Raw genomic sequence first — 15,402 nt, 5'->3', positions numbered from 1 at the left:
TTCGGGCGGAGGACGCCGTGGATCCCCAGGCCGGCGTGAAGGCTGACACCGCGCGCCTCCAAGCCCAAGCTGCCCTCGTCAACGCTCAGACCGAGGTCGTGAAGGCCAAGGCCACCGCTCTCGGACTGCCGAGCGCAGCCGGGACCACAACCCTGGGGGAAGGCGCCGGCGCAATGGAGGCCTGGATGCTGTCCAGCGCGGCGATCAACGAGGCGGCGAGAACGATCGCCGACTCAGCCAAGGGTCTTGGCCCGATCCTCGTGCTGCCCGCGTCTGAAACCGTAAATCTCGGCCTTGGCGCGTCCCTTCGCGCCGAGATCGCCGCCCTGAATGCGGCGGCCGACAACGCCCAGGTCGCCGGTTGCCCCCGCGCGCCGGCGCGGGCCGACCCCAGGTTCATGGCGGCCGGCGCGGCCCTGCCCCTCTTGGGCGCCGTGGTCAGCGCGCTCAAGGTCGACACCGAGGTGCGTGCCCTTGAGGTCAAGGCCGACGACCGCGCGCTCGTCAATGCGATCGCCGCCCGCCTCGGCGCCGAGGCCATCATTCCCACCGAAGCTGTCAACCCGGGAGCGCGGGCTGCGGGCGCGCTCATCAGCGAACTGGATGGCCTGGGTCATCGCCGCAATGCGGCCTTCCAATGCCGAAGCCAATGGGCGGCTTCGGGCGACACGGCCGACATCAAGGCGAAGGTCGCCATCCTCGACAGCCTCATCGCGCGGATCGACGAATTCCAGCTCCGTGTCAGCCAGGGCGGCGCGGACGCGCCGAGCCTGCTCATCCGCGCGTCCCAACTTGCGGCCATAGCCGACAGGAATCCGCTGGTCCTCCGCGTCGCCATTGAGCGGGCCGGCGGCAGCCTGCTCAAACGAACCAATCTATGGACCGCCTTCGGCGCGGAGGGAGTCAGCCTCACCGGCGGCCTGGTCGTCAGCTATCGCCTCACCGATCCCCGTTCCGGAAGCATCCGGGCGGCGGGCCTGCTGATCTGCCGCACCGCCAAGACGCGCATGGGCGACGTCCAGCGTGGCCGCGTCGGCGTCGCCGGCTGCACGGCCACCACCGCGCAACCGACCTAGCCCCTCCACACTCCCTTTCCGGAAAAGGCGCCCGCCATGACCGACACCACCCTCACCCCGCCGCCGGCGGGCCCGCCCCTTCACGCCCTCCTCACCGCCGGCGTCCTGCTGCTGCTCTATGTCGGCCTGACCGTCGCCATGATGGGCTATTTCGCCGCCAGCGAGGGCAAGCTCTGGGAGCACGCCCTGCTGATCTACAACGGCTTCACGGCCTTCGCCGTCGCCGCCGGCGGCGTGCTGCTGGGAACCCAGATCCAGCAGGCCAACGTCACAGCCGCCCGGCGCGAGGCCACCGAGGCGAAGTCCGAGGCCGACCGCGTCAAGCAGGCCGCCCGCGCCGCCCTGGCCGCGACCCACGCCCCGTCGGCGGCGGCTGGGGCCGCCCCCCTCGCCGACGTCCGCGACCTGCTGACCAAGGCCATCTGAAGCCCCCCCGGCGTCGCCATCGGGGGGACGCCGATCTTCCGAACGAGAGGAACCATCATGTCCAGTCTCATTCGCCACCTGGCGCTCGTGTCCGAGTCCGCCATCGTCGCGCCGGGCGACCTCATGCGGGTCGCCGCCGCCCTGCAGAAGCAGGCCAGTCGCGACCTCGCCCCGGTCTGGGACGTCGGCGCCACCGTCGACGCCTTCGCGCGGCTGGAGGATGTCCCCACCGACTACTGGCCCATGATCGTCATGGACGACATCGGCTATGCCGGCGCGGCGGGCATCCACATGGACAAGGACGGGCAGCCCTTCGGCCTGATCACCGCTTCGAACGACCCCGACGAATGGTCGCTGACGGCCAGCCACGAGTCGGTCGAGATGCTCGTCGACCCATACGGCAACCACCTGGTGGGCGGCGACTCCATCAAGCCCAAACAGGGCCGCGTGAACTATCTGGTGGAGGTCGCCGACCCGTCGGAGGCCGCCCAGTTCGGCTATTCCATCAACGGCGTGCTGGTGAGCGACTTCTATACGCCGCACTTCTTCGATCCTGTCGCCGACGGTGGGGTCCGCTACTCCTTCACCGGGGCGATCCAGGGGCCCCGCAGGGTGCTGCGCGGCGGCTATCTGTCCTGGCACGACCTGGCGAGCGACCATTGGTGGCAACAGGTCTGGTTCGGCACGGCCGAGCCCGTCTTCCGCGACCTTGGGGTCCTTACGGGCGAAGGCAACCTGCGCGCCAAGGTCGATCGGGCCACGCCGGAGCGGAAGGCCCGGGGCGAAGGCGGCCGGGCCAGCGCCGCCCTGGTCGGCATGCCGGTCTCGGCCATGGCCAAGCCGGCGGAGACGCGGGCGCAAAACCTGCGGGCCCAGATCGCCGAGCTCGTGAAATAGAATGGCGGCCGGGTTCGAGGTATGATGCGTCATGACCGACGATCCTGACGAGGCGGCGCGGCGCAAGATCCGCGCCGACCAGCTCCGAGCCCAGATCCAGCGCCTCAAGGGCGGCGGCGCGCCGCCGCCCGAAGAGGACGAGACGCCGGAATCGGCCCGGGATTTCGTGGAGCGGAAAATGCGCGACCTCGACGGCAAGGCCGAGTAGCCCGCCCTAGAAGGTCGCGGCCGCCATCTTGGCGATCCAGACCGCCAGCAGGGTCACAAGGGTTCCGGTGAGCAGGCCCCGGGCGAAGGCGCCGTGCCGGTCCCACCAGACTCGCCGCGCCCGAAACCGCTGAGCGCGATCAATCCGTCGTTTCTGCATCGCCATGGGCGACCCTGTGCGCCTCGAAAGAGTCCGCCGCAAGGCCCGAGCGCGGCCTTTGGACGGCGCAAGGCGTCAGGCCTGTGGAGTGTGTCCTACCCGACGCACAAAGTCGGCGTGCGATTCATGGTCGCCGAAATCGGCGATCCGGGGGGCCAGGGCGGCGCAGTCGGCCATCCAGCGCTCGGCGTCGGCGAAGCGGTCGCGGCGGTTGAACTGCAGGGTCCGCCCGATCATCGCCCGGTAGAGCAGGGTCGCGGCCAGGGGGTGGCGGGTCTCCAGGGCCTGGGCGGCGGCCTCCAGCCCCTCATAGTCGTCGCCGTCGATCTCGTCGCCTCGCGCCAGGATCAGGGCGGCGGCCTGGCCGAGCGCCGGCCAGGCCAGGAAGAAACGCAGGGCGGCGGGGAAGCTCTTGAATCCCGCCACGAAGACCATGGCGCGGTCCTCGGCCTCGACGTCGTCGAAGTCGGGCAGGCGCTTGAGATAGGCCCGCAGCCGCTCGGCCGACAGCCGCTGCTCGAAGGCGGTCCAGCGCGCCGCCTGGGCGGCGTCGGCCTGGCCATCGGCCTCCAGGGCCTCGAGATAGGCGTCCTCCCAGGCCTTCAGACTGGAGGCCGAGGCCACGACCCGGGCCTGGGAGCGGGCGACGTCGGCGAAGGCTGGCGGGGCCGAGCGCTTCAGGGCCGCCAAGGCCTCGGGCGCGCGGCCGGCGGCGGTGAGGCGCGCGGCGATCTGGGCGCCCGTCCAGGGCTGCAGGGCCTCGCTGGCGGTGATGGTGGCGATGAAGCCGTCGACGTCGCCTTGCGCGTCGGTCAGGGCCTGGACCGCGGCGCGCAGGGCGGGCTTGGACCGGCCGCGCCGGGCGATCGCGGCCTCCAGCAGCGTCCGCAGCCGGGCGATCCCGGCGGCGTCCAGGGCCGGCAGCAGGATCTCCACCAGGCGCAAGAAGATCTCGTTCTCGTCGGTCTCCAGGGCCTGGAAGGCGCGTTCGGCGAGGGCCGTCGTCGACCCCGCGGCTCTCACCGCGATGGGCCCCAGGTCTTCCACGGCGGCCAGGAACACCGCCTCCACCTCGCCCTTGTCGTCCTTGGTCAGGGACAGCACGCCCTCGGCCATGTCGACGAACCGCCAGAGGAACTCCAGCGCCAGGGCCGGGTTCTCCTGCGCCATCTTGCCCGCGATCATCGCGCGCTGGAGCTCCAGGTCGCGGACGAATTCCTTGTACTTGCGCCAGTGGACGCGGGAACGGCGGGTCTCGATGGCCGCCAGCCGCTTGGCGACCTCGGAGGCCAGGTCCTGCGCGCCCACCTCCCCGGCCAGCTCCATGCGCAGCCGTCGCTTGATGCTGGGCTGGGCCTCGGCGACGTCCATCAGGATCTCCGCCAGCCGCGCGGCGCCCAGGTCGGCCAGGTTGGCCGCCGTGACGGTCTTGCGGGAACCCGGACGCTTCACCAAAAAACTCTCTCCCTGGCCGCGCACGGGCTCTACCCGGAACCGCCGGCCCGCGCCATCAGTCCAGGCGCCGACCTGCTAGCCTTCGCGAAGGATTAGCCGAAGGCGTTGGGGTCGGGCCCGATCCGGCCGTCCGCCGCCTGGAGGCCCGCGATGGCCTTCAGATCCTCGGCGTCCAGGGCGAAGTCGAAGACCTGGAAGTTCGCCACGATGCGGGCCGGGGTCACCGACTTGGGAATGACGGTCAGACCCAGGTCCACATGCCAGCGGATGATCACCTGGGCCGGGGTCTTGCCGTGCTTGGCGGCGATCCCTCCGATCACCGGGTCGTCCAGCAGGCGGCCCTGGCCCAGCGGGCTCCAGGAGGTGGTGGCGATCCCCTTGCCGGCATGGAAGGTCCGCAGCTGCGCCTGCTGCCAGCGGGGATGCAGCTCGATCTGGTTGGCGGCCGGCGTGACCCCGGTCTCGCCGATGATCCGCTCCAGGTGCGGGATGGCGAAGTTGGAGACGCCGATGGACTTCGCCCGTCCCTCCTCGCGCAGGCGGATCAGGGCCTTCCAGCTCTCCAGATAGAGGTCCTGGGTCGGGGCCGGCCAGTGGATCAGGTAGAGGTCGACATAGTCCATGCCCAGCCGCGACAGGCTCTTGTCGAAGGCCGCCAGGGCCGCGTCATAGCCCTGGTTCTCGTTCCACAGCTTGGTGGTGATGAAGAGCTTGTCGCGGGCCACGCCCGAACGCCTCACCCCCTCGCCCACGCCGGGCTCGTTGCGATAGGCCGCGGCGGTGTCGATGGCCAGGTAGCCGGCGGCCAGCGCCGTGGCCACGGTGTCGGCGGTGGTCTCGGCCGGGCTCTGCCAGACCCCCAGCCCCACCTGGGGCATCAGCCGGCCGTCATTGAGCGTCAGGAAGGTCTGGTCGGTCATGGAAACTCCGGGCTGGCGAGGATCGACTGCAGACATAGGCCGTGTCGCCCGCCGTCCAAGGGCCTAATCCACCGCCACCGTGTAGTTCAGCGCCAGGCGTCCGCCGTCCGGATAGAGGGTCTGTCCGGTCATGTAGGAGGCGTCGTCGCTGGCCAGGAAGAGCGCGACCTTGCCGATCTCCGAGGGCTCGCCGAACCGCTTCATCGGCGTGCGCGACAACACCCGGCGTCGCGCGTCCTCGTTCTCCATCACGTCCTTGAGGATGTCGGTGGAGATGGTGCCCGGCCCGATGGCGTTGACCCGCACCCCATAGGGCGCGAGCGCCAGGGCCATGGACTTGGTGAGCTGAGATATCCCACCCTTGGAGGCCACGTAGGCGACCTGGTTGGGGATGGCCAGGACCGCGTTGATCGAGGACATGTTGATGATCGACCCCTTGATCTTGGCGTCCACCATGTGACGGGCCACGGTCTGGCCGATCACGAAGGGCGCCCGCAGATTGACCGCCATCACCCGGTCGAAGTCGGCCAGGTCGCAGTCCAGAATGTCGCCGGCCGCCAGGATGCCGGCGTTGTTCACCAGAATGTCGATCCGCCCCAGCAGGGCCGCCGAGCGGATCACCGCCTTCTGGGCCGCCGCGGCGTCGGCGACGTCGCAGGGCACGGCATGGACCTTGCGGCCGCTCTGCTTGGCCAGGTCCTTGGCCGCGGCGGCCAGGCGCTTCTCGTCGATGTCCATCAGCGCCAGGTCGCACCCCTCGGCGGCGAAGGCCTGGGCGCAGGCCAGGCCGATGCCGCCGGCCGCGCCGGTGATCAGGGCCGCGCGCGCCGCCAGACGATCCCCCATCACCAGACGCCGGTATTGGGCATGGAGGCCCAGGGCTCGGCCGGCGCCTTGGCCGGCCCCGCCTGCAGCAGCTCCACCGAGATGCCGTCCGGCGAGCGGACGAAGGCCATGTGGCCGTCCCGCGGCGGCCGGTTGATGATAACGCCGCCCTCTTGTAGCCGAGCGCACGTCTCGTAGATGTCGTCCACCGCATAGGCCAGGTGGCCGAAATTGCGGCCGCCCTGATAGTCCTCGGGGTCCCAGTTGTAGGTCAGCTCGACGGTGGGCGCGCGGCTGGCCTTGGCCATCTCCTCGTCGCCGGGGGCGCACAGGAAGACCAGGGTGAAGCGTCCGCCCTGGTTCTCGACGCGGGAGACTTCCTTCAGCCCCAGCCTGTCGCAGTAGAAGGAAAGCGAGGCGTCGAGGTCGGTCACGCGGACCATGGTGTGCAGGTATCTCAAGACGTCTCCTTATCTTTCAACCTTGGATAGCACCCAAGGCTCAGCTTGAGCGGGGGGCACGTGCGTGCCGATCCTGCGGCTTCACGGGCACAATATGCGGCCATACATCATCCTGTCGGCGATTTCATTTGCGCTCGTAGAACGGTGGCATCAAAAGCCACTGCAACCTATCTGCATAGGACTGCGGGGCGGGCGGCCGATTCATGTGCGGTCGCCGAATGACTGCTGCGCTCGGGGAAACGGCTGTATGCGCGTCAAATCTTCTTATCTTTTCGCGGGCGGAATCTTGCTCGTGGCCGCCTTGTATTTCCTGATCGGCTCGCTGTTCGGCGGGGGCGAGAAGAAGGACGGCGCCGCGGCCAAGACCACGGCCGCCGCCACCCTGCCATCGGTTCAGGTCGTCCTGACGCCGGAGAGCGTGCATGAGTACACGGTGGTGATCCGCGGCCGCACCGAGTCGGCCCGCACCGTCTCGGTCAAGTCCGAGAGTCCCGGCACGGTCGCCGCCACCCCCGCCACCGAGGGTAGTTTCGTCGCCAAGGGCGCGGTGCTCTGCCGCCTGAACGTCGACGCCCGCCAGGCGACCCTGGACCAGGCCCGGGCGGCCCTGCGCTCGCGCCAGCTGACCCAGCAGGCCTCCATCGAGCTGGCCAAGAAGGGCTATCGTTCCCAGACCCAGGTCCTGCAGGACCAGGCCAATCTCGACAACGCCGCGGCCCTGGTGCGTCAGGCCGAGATCGGCATCGAGCAGATGAGCATCCGCGCGCCCTTCTCCGGGGTCTTCGACAAGCGCGAGGCCGAGATCGGGGCCTATCTGTCGCCGGGCCAGGCCTGCGGCACCATGATCGAGCTGAACCCGCTGCTGATCGTCGGCGACCTGCCCGAGACCGACGCCGGCAAGCTGCGCGTCGGCGCCCCGGCCACCGCCACCCTGCTCTCGGGCGAGCGTCTGTCGGGCCGCGTCCGCTACATCGCCCGCGACGCCGAAGCCCAGACGCGCACCTATCATGTGGAGGTCGCCGCCGCGAACCCCAACATGGCCGCCCGCTCGGGCCTCTCGGCCACCGTCCGCATCTCGGCCGGGGCGGGCCCGGCCCACCAGGTGCCGGTGTCGGCCCTGGTGCTGGACTCCGCCGGCCGCCAGGGCGTCCGCTACGTCGAGGCCAGCAATCAGGTGGCCTTCGCCCCGGTCACGGTGATCGAGGAAACCCCCGACGGTGTCTGGGTCGCGGGGCTCCGCGGTCCGGTGCGCGTCATAACGGTCGGCCAGTCCTACGTGGCCGAAGGTCAGAAGGTTCGGGTCGCCAGCGCGCGCTAAGTCGCGCCGGCGCCCCTGGAGATAGAGACGATGATCGGACCCTTGATCGACGGCGCGATTAAACGGCGCAAGGTCGTGCTGGGCGTCACCCTGATCGCCAGCATTTTCGGATTCCTGGCCTACAATTCGATGCCTCGGGAAGCCGAACCCGACATCACCATCCCCTATGTCTCGGTGGTCGTGCCCTATCCCGGGGTCAGCCCCGAGGACGCCGAACGGCTGCTGGTCAAGCCCATGGAGACCGAGCTTCAGAGCATCGAGGGCCTGAAGCAGATGAACGCCGTCGCCCGCCAGAGCATGGCCGTCGTCAGCCTGGAGTTCGAGGCCGACTTCAACAAGGACAAGGTCCTGGAGGATGTGCGCGCCAAGGTCGACCTGGCCCGGGGCAAGTTCCCGCCGGACGCCGAGGAGCCGATCATCGAGGAGGCCAACTTCTCCGGCGATCCTGTGATCGGCATCGTGCTGTCGGGCGCCGCGCCCGAGCGCGAGCTGGTGCGCATCTCCCGTGACCTGCAGGACCGGCTGGAGACCGTGCCCGGCGTGCTGGAGGCCAGTCTCAGCGGCGGCCGCGAGGAATTCCTCGAGGTCACCGTCGATCCCATGCGGATGGAGGCCTACAACGTCACCACCGGCGAACTGGCCCAGGTGATCGGCCGCAACAACCAGCTGGTTCCGGCCGGCGACCTGCGCTCCGGCGCCGGCAAGTTCGCGGTCAAGGTCCCCGGCGTGGTGGAGAAGCCCGAGGACATCCTCTCCCTGCCCATCAAGAAGAACGGCGACCGCCTGATCACCGTGGGTGATATCGGCGACGTGCGCCGCACCTTCAAGGAAGCCGCCTATATCAGCCGCTTCAACGGGCATCCGGCCTACTCCCTCGACGTCTCCAAGCGCAGCGGCGCCAATGTCCTCGATACGGTGAAGCGGGTCCGGGCCGTGGTGGCCGAGGAGCAGAAGCGCTGGCCCGAGACGGTCAAGGTCTCCTACATCTTCGATGAGAGCGACTTCATTGGCCGCACCCTGATCGTGCTGGAAAGCGGCCTGATGTCGGCCACCCTGCTGGTGATGATGATCATCGTCGCCAGCCTCGGAATCCGTCAGGGCCTGATGGTGGGCCTGGCGATCCCGGCCTGCTTCATGCTGGCCTTCCTCATGCTCAACGCCCTGGATATCACCCTCAACCAGATGGTGATGTTCGGCTTGGTGCTGGCCGTGGGCATCCTGGTGGACGGCGGCATCGTGGTGGTGGAGTACGCCGACCGGAAGATGGCCGAGGGCTTGCCCAAGGGCGAGGCCTTCGCCGCCGCGGGCAAGCGGATGTTCTGGCCGGTGCTGAACGGCACCCTGACCACCCTTTGCGCCTTCCTGCCGTTCATGTTCTGGAACTCGATCGCCGGCAAGTTCATGAGCTTCCTGCCGCTGACCCTGTTCTTCGTGCTGGGCGCCTCGATCTTCGTGGCCCTGATCTTCACCCCGGCCCTGGGCTCCATCGTCGCCCGCAAGGCGGCCGTGGACGCCGAACACCTGGCCGAGATCGAGAAGTCCGAGCGAGGCGATCCGCGCGAGATGGCGGGCTTCATGGGCTGGTACGCCCGCACCATCAGCTTCCTGGGGCAGCATCCCTTCCGGGTGATGGCCGCGACCCTGGCGATCATCTTCGGCGTCTTCTTCTGGTTCGGAAAGACCGAGCACCGCACCGAGTTCTTCCTCGACCAGGATCCGGAATTCGTCTCCGTCTACGTCAAGGCCCGAGGCAACCTCTCGCCCGAGGCCCAGGACCTGCTGGTGTCCCAGGTCGAGCGCCGCCTGCAGGGGATCAGGGGCGTCAACTCCATCTATGTCCGCAGCGGCGCGTCCAGCAGCGGCGGTGGGCCGAACGCGCCGCCCAACGACACCATCGGCCGCATCTCGATGGACTTCGACGACTATGAGGACCGCAAGGCGTCCGGCCTGCGCGGCAAGGACATCGCCGACGAGATCCGCCGCCGCGTCACCGACATCCCCGGGATGCAGGTGGAAGTCCGCGAGCCCCAGGGCGGCCCGCCCACCGGCAAGGACGTACAGGTCGAACTGCGCGGCAACGACCCCGTGGCGCTGAACAAGGCCGCCAACATGGTGAAGGCCAAGCTCGCCGCCGATCCCCAGCTCATTGAACTTGAAGACAACCGCACCTCGCCGGGCATCGAGTGGAACCTGACCGTCGACCGCGAGGCGGCCGGCCGCTACGGCGTCGACGTGCTCACCGTCGGCCAGGCCATCCAGTTCACCACCGGCGGCGTGCTGGTGGGCCGCTTCCGCCCCGACGACGCCGAGGACGAGCTGGACATCCGGGTGCGCTTCACCCCCGAGGGCCGCAACGTGGCGGCGTTCGAGAACATGAAGATCCCGACCGCCCTGGGTCCGGTGCCCGCCAGCTATTTCATCAAGCGCGTCCCGGCCCAGCAGGTGACCAACATCCAGCGCCGGGATTCCCAGCGCCTGGTGATCGTCCAGGCCAACGCCGTCGAGGGCGTCGCCGCCAACCAGAAGATCGCCGAGCTCAAGCCCTGGCTCGAAAAGGCGCCCATCGACGCCTCCGTCCGCTGGAAGTTCACCGGCGCCGATGAGGAGGGCCAGAAGGCCGCGGTGTTCTTTGCGACCGCCATGTCGGCCTCCCTGTTCATGATGGGCGTGATCCTGCTGTGGCAGTTCAACAGCTTCTATGGGGTGGTCGTCACCCTCTCGGCCGTCGCCCTGTCGACGGTCGGGGTGCTGCTGGGGGTGCAGATCAACCTGCTGCACACCTTCGACTACATCTCGGTGCTCATGCTCGGCACAGGCATCGTGGCCCTGGCCGGGGTCGTGGTGGGCCACAACATCGTGCTGGTGGACACCTATTACCAGCTGCGCCGCTCGGGCTACGAGGCCGACGACGCCGCCGTCCGCGCCGCCGCCCAGCGGTTCCGGCCGGTGATGCTCACCACCCTGGTGACCGTGGTGGGCCTGCTGCCGCTGATGTTCCAGATCCACCCGAACTTCCACAACGCCCATATCGAGTACAAGGCGCCGGGGTCGGAGTGGTGGGTGCAGCTGTCCGGCGCGGTGGTCTGGGGCCTGTCCTTCGCCACCCTGCTGACCCTGATCCTGACGCCGGTCCTGCTGGCCGCGCCCAAGGTCATGGCCCGCCGCTTCGGCTGGCTCTGGGCCCGCACGCTCGGACCGCGCTTCGGTCGCAGGACACCCCGGGATCGCCAGCTCGTCTTCGGCGACGACGACGTTCCCAAGGCCGCCGAGTAGCCGCCCGACCGCCATGCCCGGGATGGATATCAGGCCGCTCATCGCGTCGCCCGACACCCGCGCCCAGCTCGCCGACCTGCTCATCGCGGTGGTGGCCGGCGGCGGCTCGGTGAGCTTCATGCACCCGTTGTCGCAGGACGACGCCCTGGGCTTCTGGGACGACGCGCTCGCCGCCGCCGCCGACGGCAAGCGCGTCGTCCTCGGGGCCTGGGACGGCGAGGTGCTGGCCGGCACGGTGACCCTGCTGCTGGACTGCCCGCCCAACCAGCCGCACCGCGGCGAGATCGCCAAGCTGATGACCCGCGAGAGCTGCCGCGGCCGAGGGATCGCCGCGGCCCTGATGCGCGCGGCCGAGGCCCTGGCCGTCCAGCGCGGCCGCACCCTGCTGGTGCTGGACACCGCCAGCGACGGCGGGGCGGCGGGGCTCTATGAGGGCCTGGGCTATGTCCGCGCCGGCGAGATCCCCGACTATGCGCTGAAACCCCACGGCGGCCTCAGCGGGACGATCATCTACTGGAAGCGGATCGGCGGGGCCTGAGGCCGCAGGGTCGGGGTTTCGGCTCCTACTGCTCCCGCGTCTGCCGCCGCCACAGCGCCGCGTATTCCCCGGCCTTCTCCAGCAGCTCCGCGTGGGTGCCCCGCTCCACGATCTTCCCCCGCCGCAGCACCACGATCTGGTCGGCGTCGACGATGGTGGAGAGGCGGTGGGCCACCACCAGGGTGGTGCGGCCGGCGCGGACCTTGCGCAGGGTGGCCTGGATCGCCTCCTCGGTGCGGCCGTCGAGCGCGCTGGTGGCCTCGTCGAGGATCAGCACCCGGGGATTGGCCAGCAGGGCCCGGGCGATCCCCACCCGCTGGCGCTCGCCGCCGGACAGCTTCAGGCCCCGCTCGCCGACCATGGTGGACATGCCATTGGGCAGGCCGTCGATGAACGGCCCCAGCTCGGCGTCCTCGGCGGCCTTGCGAACCTCGTCCGGCGTCGCGTCGGGTCGGGCGAAGCCGATATTGGCGTAGACCGTGTCGTTGAACAGGGCCACGTCCTGCGGCACCAGGGCCACGGCCCGGCGCAGGGAGGCCTGGCGCACCTGGCGCAGGTCCATGCCGTCGATCGTCACCCGTCCCGCCTGGGGATCGATCAGCCGCAGGGCCAGGCGCACCGCCGTAGTCTTGCCCGCGCCCGAGGGCCCGACGATGGCCGTGGTGGTCCCCGGCGGGGCGTGGAAGCTGACTTCCTTCAGGCCGCTGGAGCGGGCGTCGTGCTGGAAGGTCACGCCCTCGAAGGCCACGTCCGCCCCATGCACCGCCGAGGGCGGCAGGTCCTGGGCGTCGGCGGCGTCGACGATGTCGGGCTTCAGCGCCGTCAGGCTGACCATCTGCTCCATGTCGATGAAGGCCTGGCGGATCTCCCGATAGTTGAAGCCCAGCATGTTCAGGGGCTGGTAGATGCCGGTCAGCAGCAGGATGGCGGTGGTGACGTCGCCGATCCGCATGCGGCCCTCGATCACCTCCAGCCCGGCCAGCACCGTCATCAGGGCCAGGCCGACGGTCAGGATCACCGCCTGCACGGCGTTGAGCAGGGAGAGCGAGGTGTTGGCCTTCACCGAGGCGACGACATAGTCGCCCATGGCGTCCTCGTACTGGGCCACGGTGCGGGTCTCCGACCCGAAGGTCTTGACCGTCTCGTAGTTCATCATGGCGTCCACCGAGAGGCCCGCCGAGCGACTGTCGGCCTCGTTCAGCTCGCGCCGGTGGCTGAGCCGCCAGTCGGTGATCTTGAAGGTCACCACCGTGTAGATGACGATGGTCACGAAGGTCGTCGCCGCGAACCGCCAGTCCAGCCGCAGCATCATGACCACCAGGGCCATCACCAGCTCCACCGCCGTGGGACCCAGGTTGAACACCACGCTGCGGATCAGGAAGTCGGTGGAGCGCGAGCCGCGGTCGATGATGCGGGCCAGCATACCGGTCTGCTTGCCCTGGTGGAAATCCAGCGACAGGGCGAGCGCATGGGCGAAGGTCTCCACGGCGGCCTTGGCCATGGTGGACTGGGACACGGTGGTGAAGATGGCGTCGCGCAGATAGGGGGCGCAGGAGGAGACCAGCCGCAGGCCGGCGAAGGCCAGGGCCAGGGCCACGAAGTCGGCGCCGATGGCGACGGCCTGGCCCGCCGCCGGCGACAGGGTGTTGATGGCGTCCCCCAGCATCACCGGGGCGGTGACGCCGGCCAGCTTGCCCACGAAGACCGTCCCCAGAGCCACCGGGATCCGCCAGGACAGGCCCTTGGCGCCCGAGCGCAGGACCAGCCGGCCGAGGTCGGCCATCGAGGCCCAGAAGCTGAACTTCACCGAGGGCGGCGACACCGCCCCGGGGCTTGCGAACCGCCGGACACCGCCGGCGTGCATGAATGACACCTTGAGAACGCTCCGTTCGAGAGCGCGACGGCCGAAACCGGATCGTCACGCGATAGGCAAAAATTCCAAGATCAATTGAGGATCACTGTGGACTGGACCCCGCCGCCCGGCGTCATCCAGTCCACCCGCAAACCCGCGGGCGTGGTGGTGCTTCGAAATGGGCCGTCGACCAGGGAGGCCGCGGGCGAGGTGTCGATTGTCGCCGAATTCTCGGCCCCGTCGCTAAAAATCTTGATCGTGTGCGCGCCGGGCGTCAGGGGCTGGCTCAGCGAGATGGCGAACCGGCCCGCCGCGTTGGCCCGGCCATCGGCGCTCTGGCGGCCGTCGGCGCGCACGGTGACCGTGGCGCTGGCCGGCGCCGCCCCGGAGACCACCGCGGCCCCCTCCCGGTCGAAATCGAAGGCGGTGATCGCCAGTCCCGCCACCGGCCCCACCCGCACCGCCCCGGCGCCCGAGCGCAGCAGGTAGCCCCTGCCCTCGGGGGTCAGCAGCAGGTAGCCCTCCGCCTGCGCCGTGCGCGTCCCCTGGGTGGAGGAGAGACCAAACAGCCTCGGCTGGGCCGCCGCCGGGACCACCAGCCGCCAGACGCCCTTGCCGTCGGCCTCGGTGGCCATGGCCGCGCCATCGGGGCTCGCCAGGCGGACGGGCGCCCCGGCCGGCGCCGAGCCGGTCAGGGTCAGGCCCGCGGGCCCGGCCTCGACCCGCGTCACCATGGCCGGGACCACATAGCCGGCGGCCTGGGCGGCGGGCTCCTTCTTGGGCGCGATGGGAACCCGCGGCGCCTCGGCGTCGCACGCGGTCAGCAGCAGGACTGCGACGATAGGAATCGGGACGCGGACCACGGCTTGCTTGAAACTCCTTAACCCAGACCCTAGCTAATCGGCCCCGCGCGCCGAACATGTCAGCAGCGTGCCGTTTGAGTCCTTTTCCGGAGCTTACCGCCCATGGGGCAAGACCTCGCCCCCCTTTCGAGCGCCTGCGTGTTCTGCGGTTCCTCCGACGCCGCCGATCCCCAGCTGCTGGCCGACGCCGCGGACCTGGGCCGGGCTTTGGCCGCCTCGGGCCTGGAGATGATCTATGGCGGCGGCGGGGTGGGACTGATGGGCGCCTGCGCCATCGCCGCCCACGAGGCCGGCGGCAAGGTTCTGGGCGTCATCCCCCACTTCCTGAAGGAGCGCGAACGCCGCCTGGACGTGGTGGAGACCATCGTCGTGGCCTCCATGCACGAGCGGAAGATGATCATGTTCGAGCGTTCGGACAGCTTCATCGTCCTGCCGGGCGGCGTCGGCACCCTTGAGGAGATCGTCGAGCTGCTCTCCTGGCGGCGCCTCGACCTGCACGCCAAGCCGGTGGTCTTCTACAGCCCGGGCGGCTTCTGGGAGCCGCTCTACGCGCTCTTCCAGCACACGGTGGACGCCAAGCTGACCCCACCCGAGTTCATGGACAGCTGGATCTCCGTCGACCGCGTCGCGGACATCATCCCGGCGCTCAGCGGCGTGCGGCCCGCCGAGCCGATCCCCGAGAGCGTCGTCCTGCGGATGACGTAAGCGCTCTCAGGCGAACCTGTTCGCCGTCCGAGAGCGCGACAGACAAGGTAAGCTGGAACTGGCCCTCCCCGCCCGGAATTGGCTAGTCTCCGACGACACGACCAATGGGAGCGCCCATGTTCGGCAAGCGCCAGACCCCCTCGGCCCGCGACAGCGGGTTTGATCTCCTGCAGCACGAAATGGCCGGCGAGGCCGCCGCGGCCCTGGGCCGCATCGGCGGCAAGATGGAAAAGGCCCTGGCCGCCCTGCGCGCCTTCGACGCCGGCGAGGACCAGACCCAGCCCCGCGAGACCCTGGTGAAGGCCGCCGCCAAGGCGACCTGGATGTTCTTCGTCCAGCGCGAATCCCTGGGCCTGCGCGACCAGCGCCCCGTCATCGCCCACCACCAGATCCCCCGCGAGGTGCTGCGGCGGCTGGGGGCGAGCT

The 15,402-nt window shown here is 69.7% G+C and carries 16 protein-coding genes; 9 read left to right on the top strand and 7 right to left on the bottom strand.

Features of this window, described 5'->3' with window-relative positions:
• Positions 1-17: 17 nt before the first annotated feature.
• The 4 genes from Q7T09_RS03295 to Q7T09_RS03280 are packed head-to-tail and all read left to right on the top strand — an operon-like array spanning position 18 to position 2,607.
• Positions 18-1,076 (top strand): hypothetical protein, encoded by a 1,059-nt coding sequence (locus Q7T09_RS03295; protein ID WP_304697586.1) that lies wholly within the window; start codon positions 18-20, stop codon positions 1,074-1,076.
• Between the two features lie 36 nt (positions 1,077-1,112).
• A complete protein-coding gene (locus tag Q7T09_RS03290; protein WP_304697584.1) occupies positions 1,113-1,502 on the top strand; it encodes a hypothetical protein in 390 nt (129 codons plus the stop codon).
• Positions 1,503-1,559: 57 nt separating this feature from the next.
• Positions 1,560-2,399, top strand: coding sequence for a hypothetical protein (locus tag Q7T09_RS03285; RefSeq protein WP_304697583.1), 840 nt, complete (start codon positions 1,560-1,562; stop codon positions 2,397-2,399).
• A 31-nt stretch (positions 2,400-2,430) separates the two neighbouring features.
• The gene (locus Q7T09_RS03280) at positions 2,431-2,607 is read left to right on the top strand and encodes a hypothetical protein (protein ID WP_304697582.1); all 177 of its coding nucleotides are present in this window, start codon (positions 2,431-2,433) and stop codon (positions 2,605-2,607) included.
• Positions 2,608-2,613: 6 nt separating this feature from the next.
• Here the strand turns inward: Q7T09_RS03280 and Q7T09_RS03275 are convergent, their stop codons facing one another.
• From Q7T09_RS03275 to Q7T09_RS03255, 5 genes are all read right to left on the bottom strand, one after another.
• Entirely contained in the window at positions 2,614-2,772 is a 159-nt protein-coding gene (locus tag Q7T09_RS03275; RefSeq protein ID WP_304697580.1) for a hypothetical protein, read from the bottom strand.
• Positions 2,773-2,841: 69 nt separating this feature from the next.
• The gene (locus Q7T09_RS03270; RefSeq protein ID WP_304697578.1) at positions 2,842-4,218 is read right to left on the bottom strand and encodes a DUF6880 family protein; all 1,377 of its coding nucleotides are present in this window, start codon (positions 4,216-4,218) and stop codon (positions 2,842-2,844) included.
• Between the two features lie 95 nt (positions 4,219-4,313).
• Positions 4,314-5,141 (bottom strand): aldo/keto reductase, encoded by an 828-nt coding sequence (locus Q7T09_RS03265; RefSeq protein WP_304697575.1) that lies wholly within the window; start codon positions 5,139-5,141, stop codon positions 4,314-4,316.
• A gap of 63 nt (positions 5,142-5,204) precedes the next feature.
• On the bottom strand, positions 5,205-5,987 hold the full coding sequence (locus tag Q7T09_RS03260) for an SDR family NAD(P)-dependent oxidoreductase (protein ID WP_304697573.1): 783 nt from the start codon (positions 5,985-5,987) through the stop codon (positions 5,205-5,207).
• Positions 5,987-6,427: a VOC family protein gene (locus tag Q7T09_RS03255; protein WP_304697571.1), complete on the bottom strand. Its 441-nt coding sequence runs from the start codon at positions 6,425-6,427 to the stop codon at positions 5,987-5,989. Before Q7T09_RS03255 ends, Q7T09_RS03260 begins: the two co-directional genes overlap by 1 nt.
• 292 nt (positions 6,428-6,719) lie before the next feature.
• On the opposite strand from Q7T09_RS03255, the gene Q7T09_RS03250 reads away from it, so the two are divergent.
• Genes Q7T09_RS03250 through Q7T09_RS03240 form a run of 3 tightly spaced genes read left to right on the top strand, consistent with a single transcriptional unit; the run spans position 6,720 to position 11,556 of the window.
• The gene (locus Q7T09_RS03250) at positions 6,720-7,745 is read left to right on the top strand and encodes an efflux RND transporter periplasmic adaptor subunit (RefSeq protein WP_304697569.1); all 1,026 of its coding nucleotides are present in this window, start codon (positions 6,720-6,722) and stop codon (positions 7,743-7,745) included.
• A 30-nt stretch (positions 7,746-7,775) separates the two neighbouring features.
• A complete protein-coding gene (locus Q7T09_RS03245; protein WP_304697567.1) occupies positions 7,776-11,018 on the top strand; it encodes an efflux RND transporter permease subunit in 3,243 nt (1,080 codons plus the stop codon).
• Between the two features lie 13 nt (positions 11,019-11,031).
• The gene (locus tag Q7T09_RS03240) at positions 11,032-11,556 is read left to right on the top strand and encodes a GNAT family N-acetyltransferase (RefSeq protein WP_304697565.1); all 525 of its coding nucleotides are present in this window, start codon (positions 11,032-11,034) and stop codon (positions 11,554-11,556) included.
• 25 nt (positions 11,557-11,581) lie between these two features.
• On the opposite strand, the gene Q7T09_RS03235 is transcribed toward Q7T09_RS03240, so the two are convergent.
• Both Q7T09_RS03235 and Q7T09_RS03230 read right to left on the bottom strand, forming a co-directional pair.
• Positions 11,582-13,420: an ABC transporter ATP-binding protein/permease gene (locus tag Q7T09_RS03235; RefSeq protein WP_304697564.1), complete on the bottom strand. Its 1,839-nt coding sequence runs from the start codon at positions 13,418-13,420 to the stop codon at positions 11,582-11,584.
• Positions 13,421-13,500: 80 nt separating this feature from the next.
• Positions 13,501-14,271 (bottom strand): Ig-like domain-containing protein, encoded by a 771-nt coding sequence (locus Q7T09_RS03230; protein ID WP_304697563.1) that lies wholly within the window; start codon positions 14,269-14,271, stop codon positions 13,501-13,503.
• A 102-nt stretch (positions 14,272-14,373) separates the two neighbouring features.
• On the opposite strand from Q7T09_RS03230, the gene Q7T09_RS03225 reads away from it, so the two are divergent.
• Together Q7T09_RS03225 and Q7T09_RS03220 are read left to right on the top strand one after the other, a co-directional pair.
• Positions 14,374-14,976, top strand: a complete 603-nt coding sequence (locus Q7T09_RS03225) for a TIGR00730 family Rossman fold protein (RefSeq protein ID WP_304697561.1) — start codon at positions 14,374-14,376, stop codon at positions 14,974-14,976.
• A gap of 116 nt (positions 14,977-15,092) precedes the next feature.
• Positions 15,093-15,402: DUF6665 family protein (locus Q7T09_RS03220; RefSeq protein ID WP_304697560.1), on the top strand; the 310-nt coding region annotated here is incomplete at its 3' end.

It is taken from the genome of Phenylobacterium sp., assembly GCF_030645195.1.
GTDB lineage: Bacteria > Pseudomonadota > Alphaproteobacteria > Caulobacterales > Caulobacteraceae > Phenylobacterium.
The sequence above is the reverse complement of the archived record's forward strand: the minus strand, read 5'-3'. Positions and strand labels throughout refer to the sequence as shown.

Coding starts and splice junctions, on each gene's coding strand:
- Q7T09_RS03290 (WP_304697584.1), top strand. CDS start 1,113: ATGACCGACACCACCCTCACCCCGCCGCCGGCGGGCCCGCCCCTTCAC.
- Q7T09_RS03285 (WP_304697583.1), top strand. CDS start 1,560: ATGTCCAGTCTCATTCGCCACCTGGCGCTCGTGTCCGAGTCCGCCATC.
- Q7T09_RS03280 (WP_304697582.1), top strand. CDS start 2,431: ATGACCGACGATCCTGACGAGGCGGCGCGGCGCAAGATCCGCGCCGAC.
- Q7T09_RS03275 (WP_304697580.1), bottom strand. CDS start 2,772: ATGGCGATGCAGAAACGACGGATTGATCGCGCTCAGCGGTTTCGGGCG.
- Q7T09_RS03265 (WP_304697575.1), bottom strand. CDS start 5,141: ATGACCGACCAGACCTTCCTGACGCTCAATGACGGCCGGCTGATGCCC.
- Q7T09_RS03260 (WP_304697573.1), bottom strand. CDS start 5,987: ATGGGGGATCGTCTGGCGGCGCGCGCGGCCCTGATCACCGGCGCGGCC.
- Q7T09_RS03245 (WP_304697567.1), top strand. CDS start 7,776: ATGATCGGACCCTTGATCGACGGCGCGATTAAACGGCGCAAGGTCGTG.
- Q7T09_RS03240 (WP_304697565.1), top strand. CDS start 11,032: ATGCCCGGGATGGATATCAGGCCGCTCATCGCGTCGCCCGACACCCGC.
- Q7T09_RS03235 (WP_304697564.1), bottom strand. CDS start 13,420: ATGCACGCCGGCGGTGTCCGGCGGTTCGCAAGCCCCGGGGCGGTGTCG.
- Q7T09_RS03225 (WP_304697561.1), top strand. CDS start 14,374: ATGGGGCAAGACCTCGCCCCCCTTTCGAGCGCCTGCGTGTTCTGCGGT.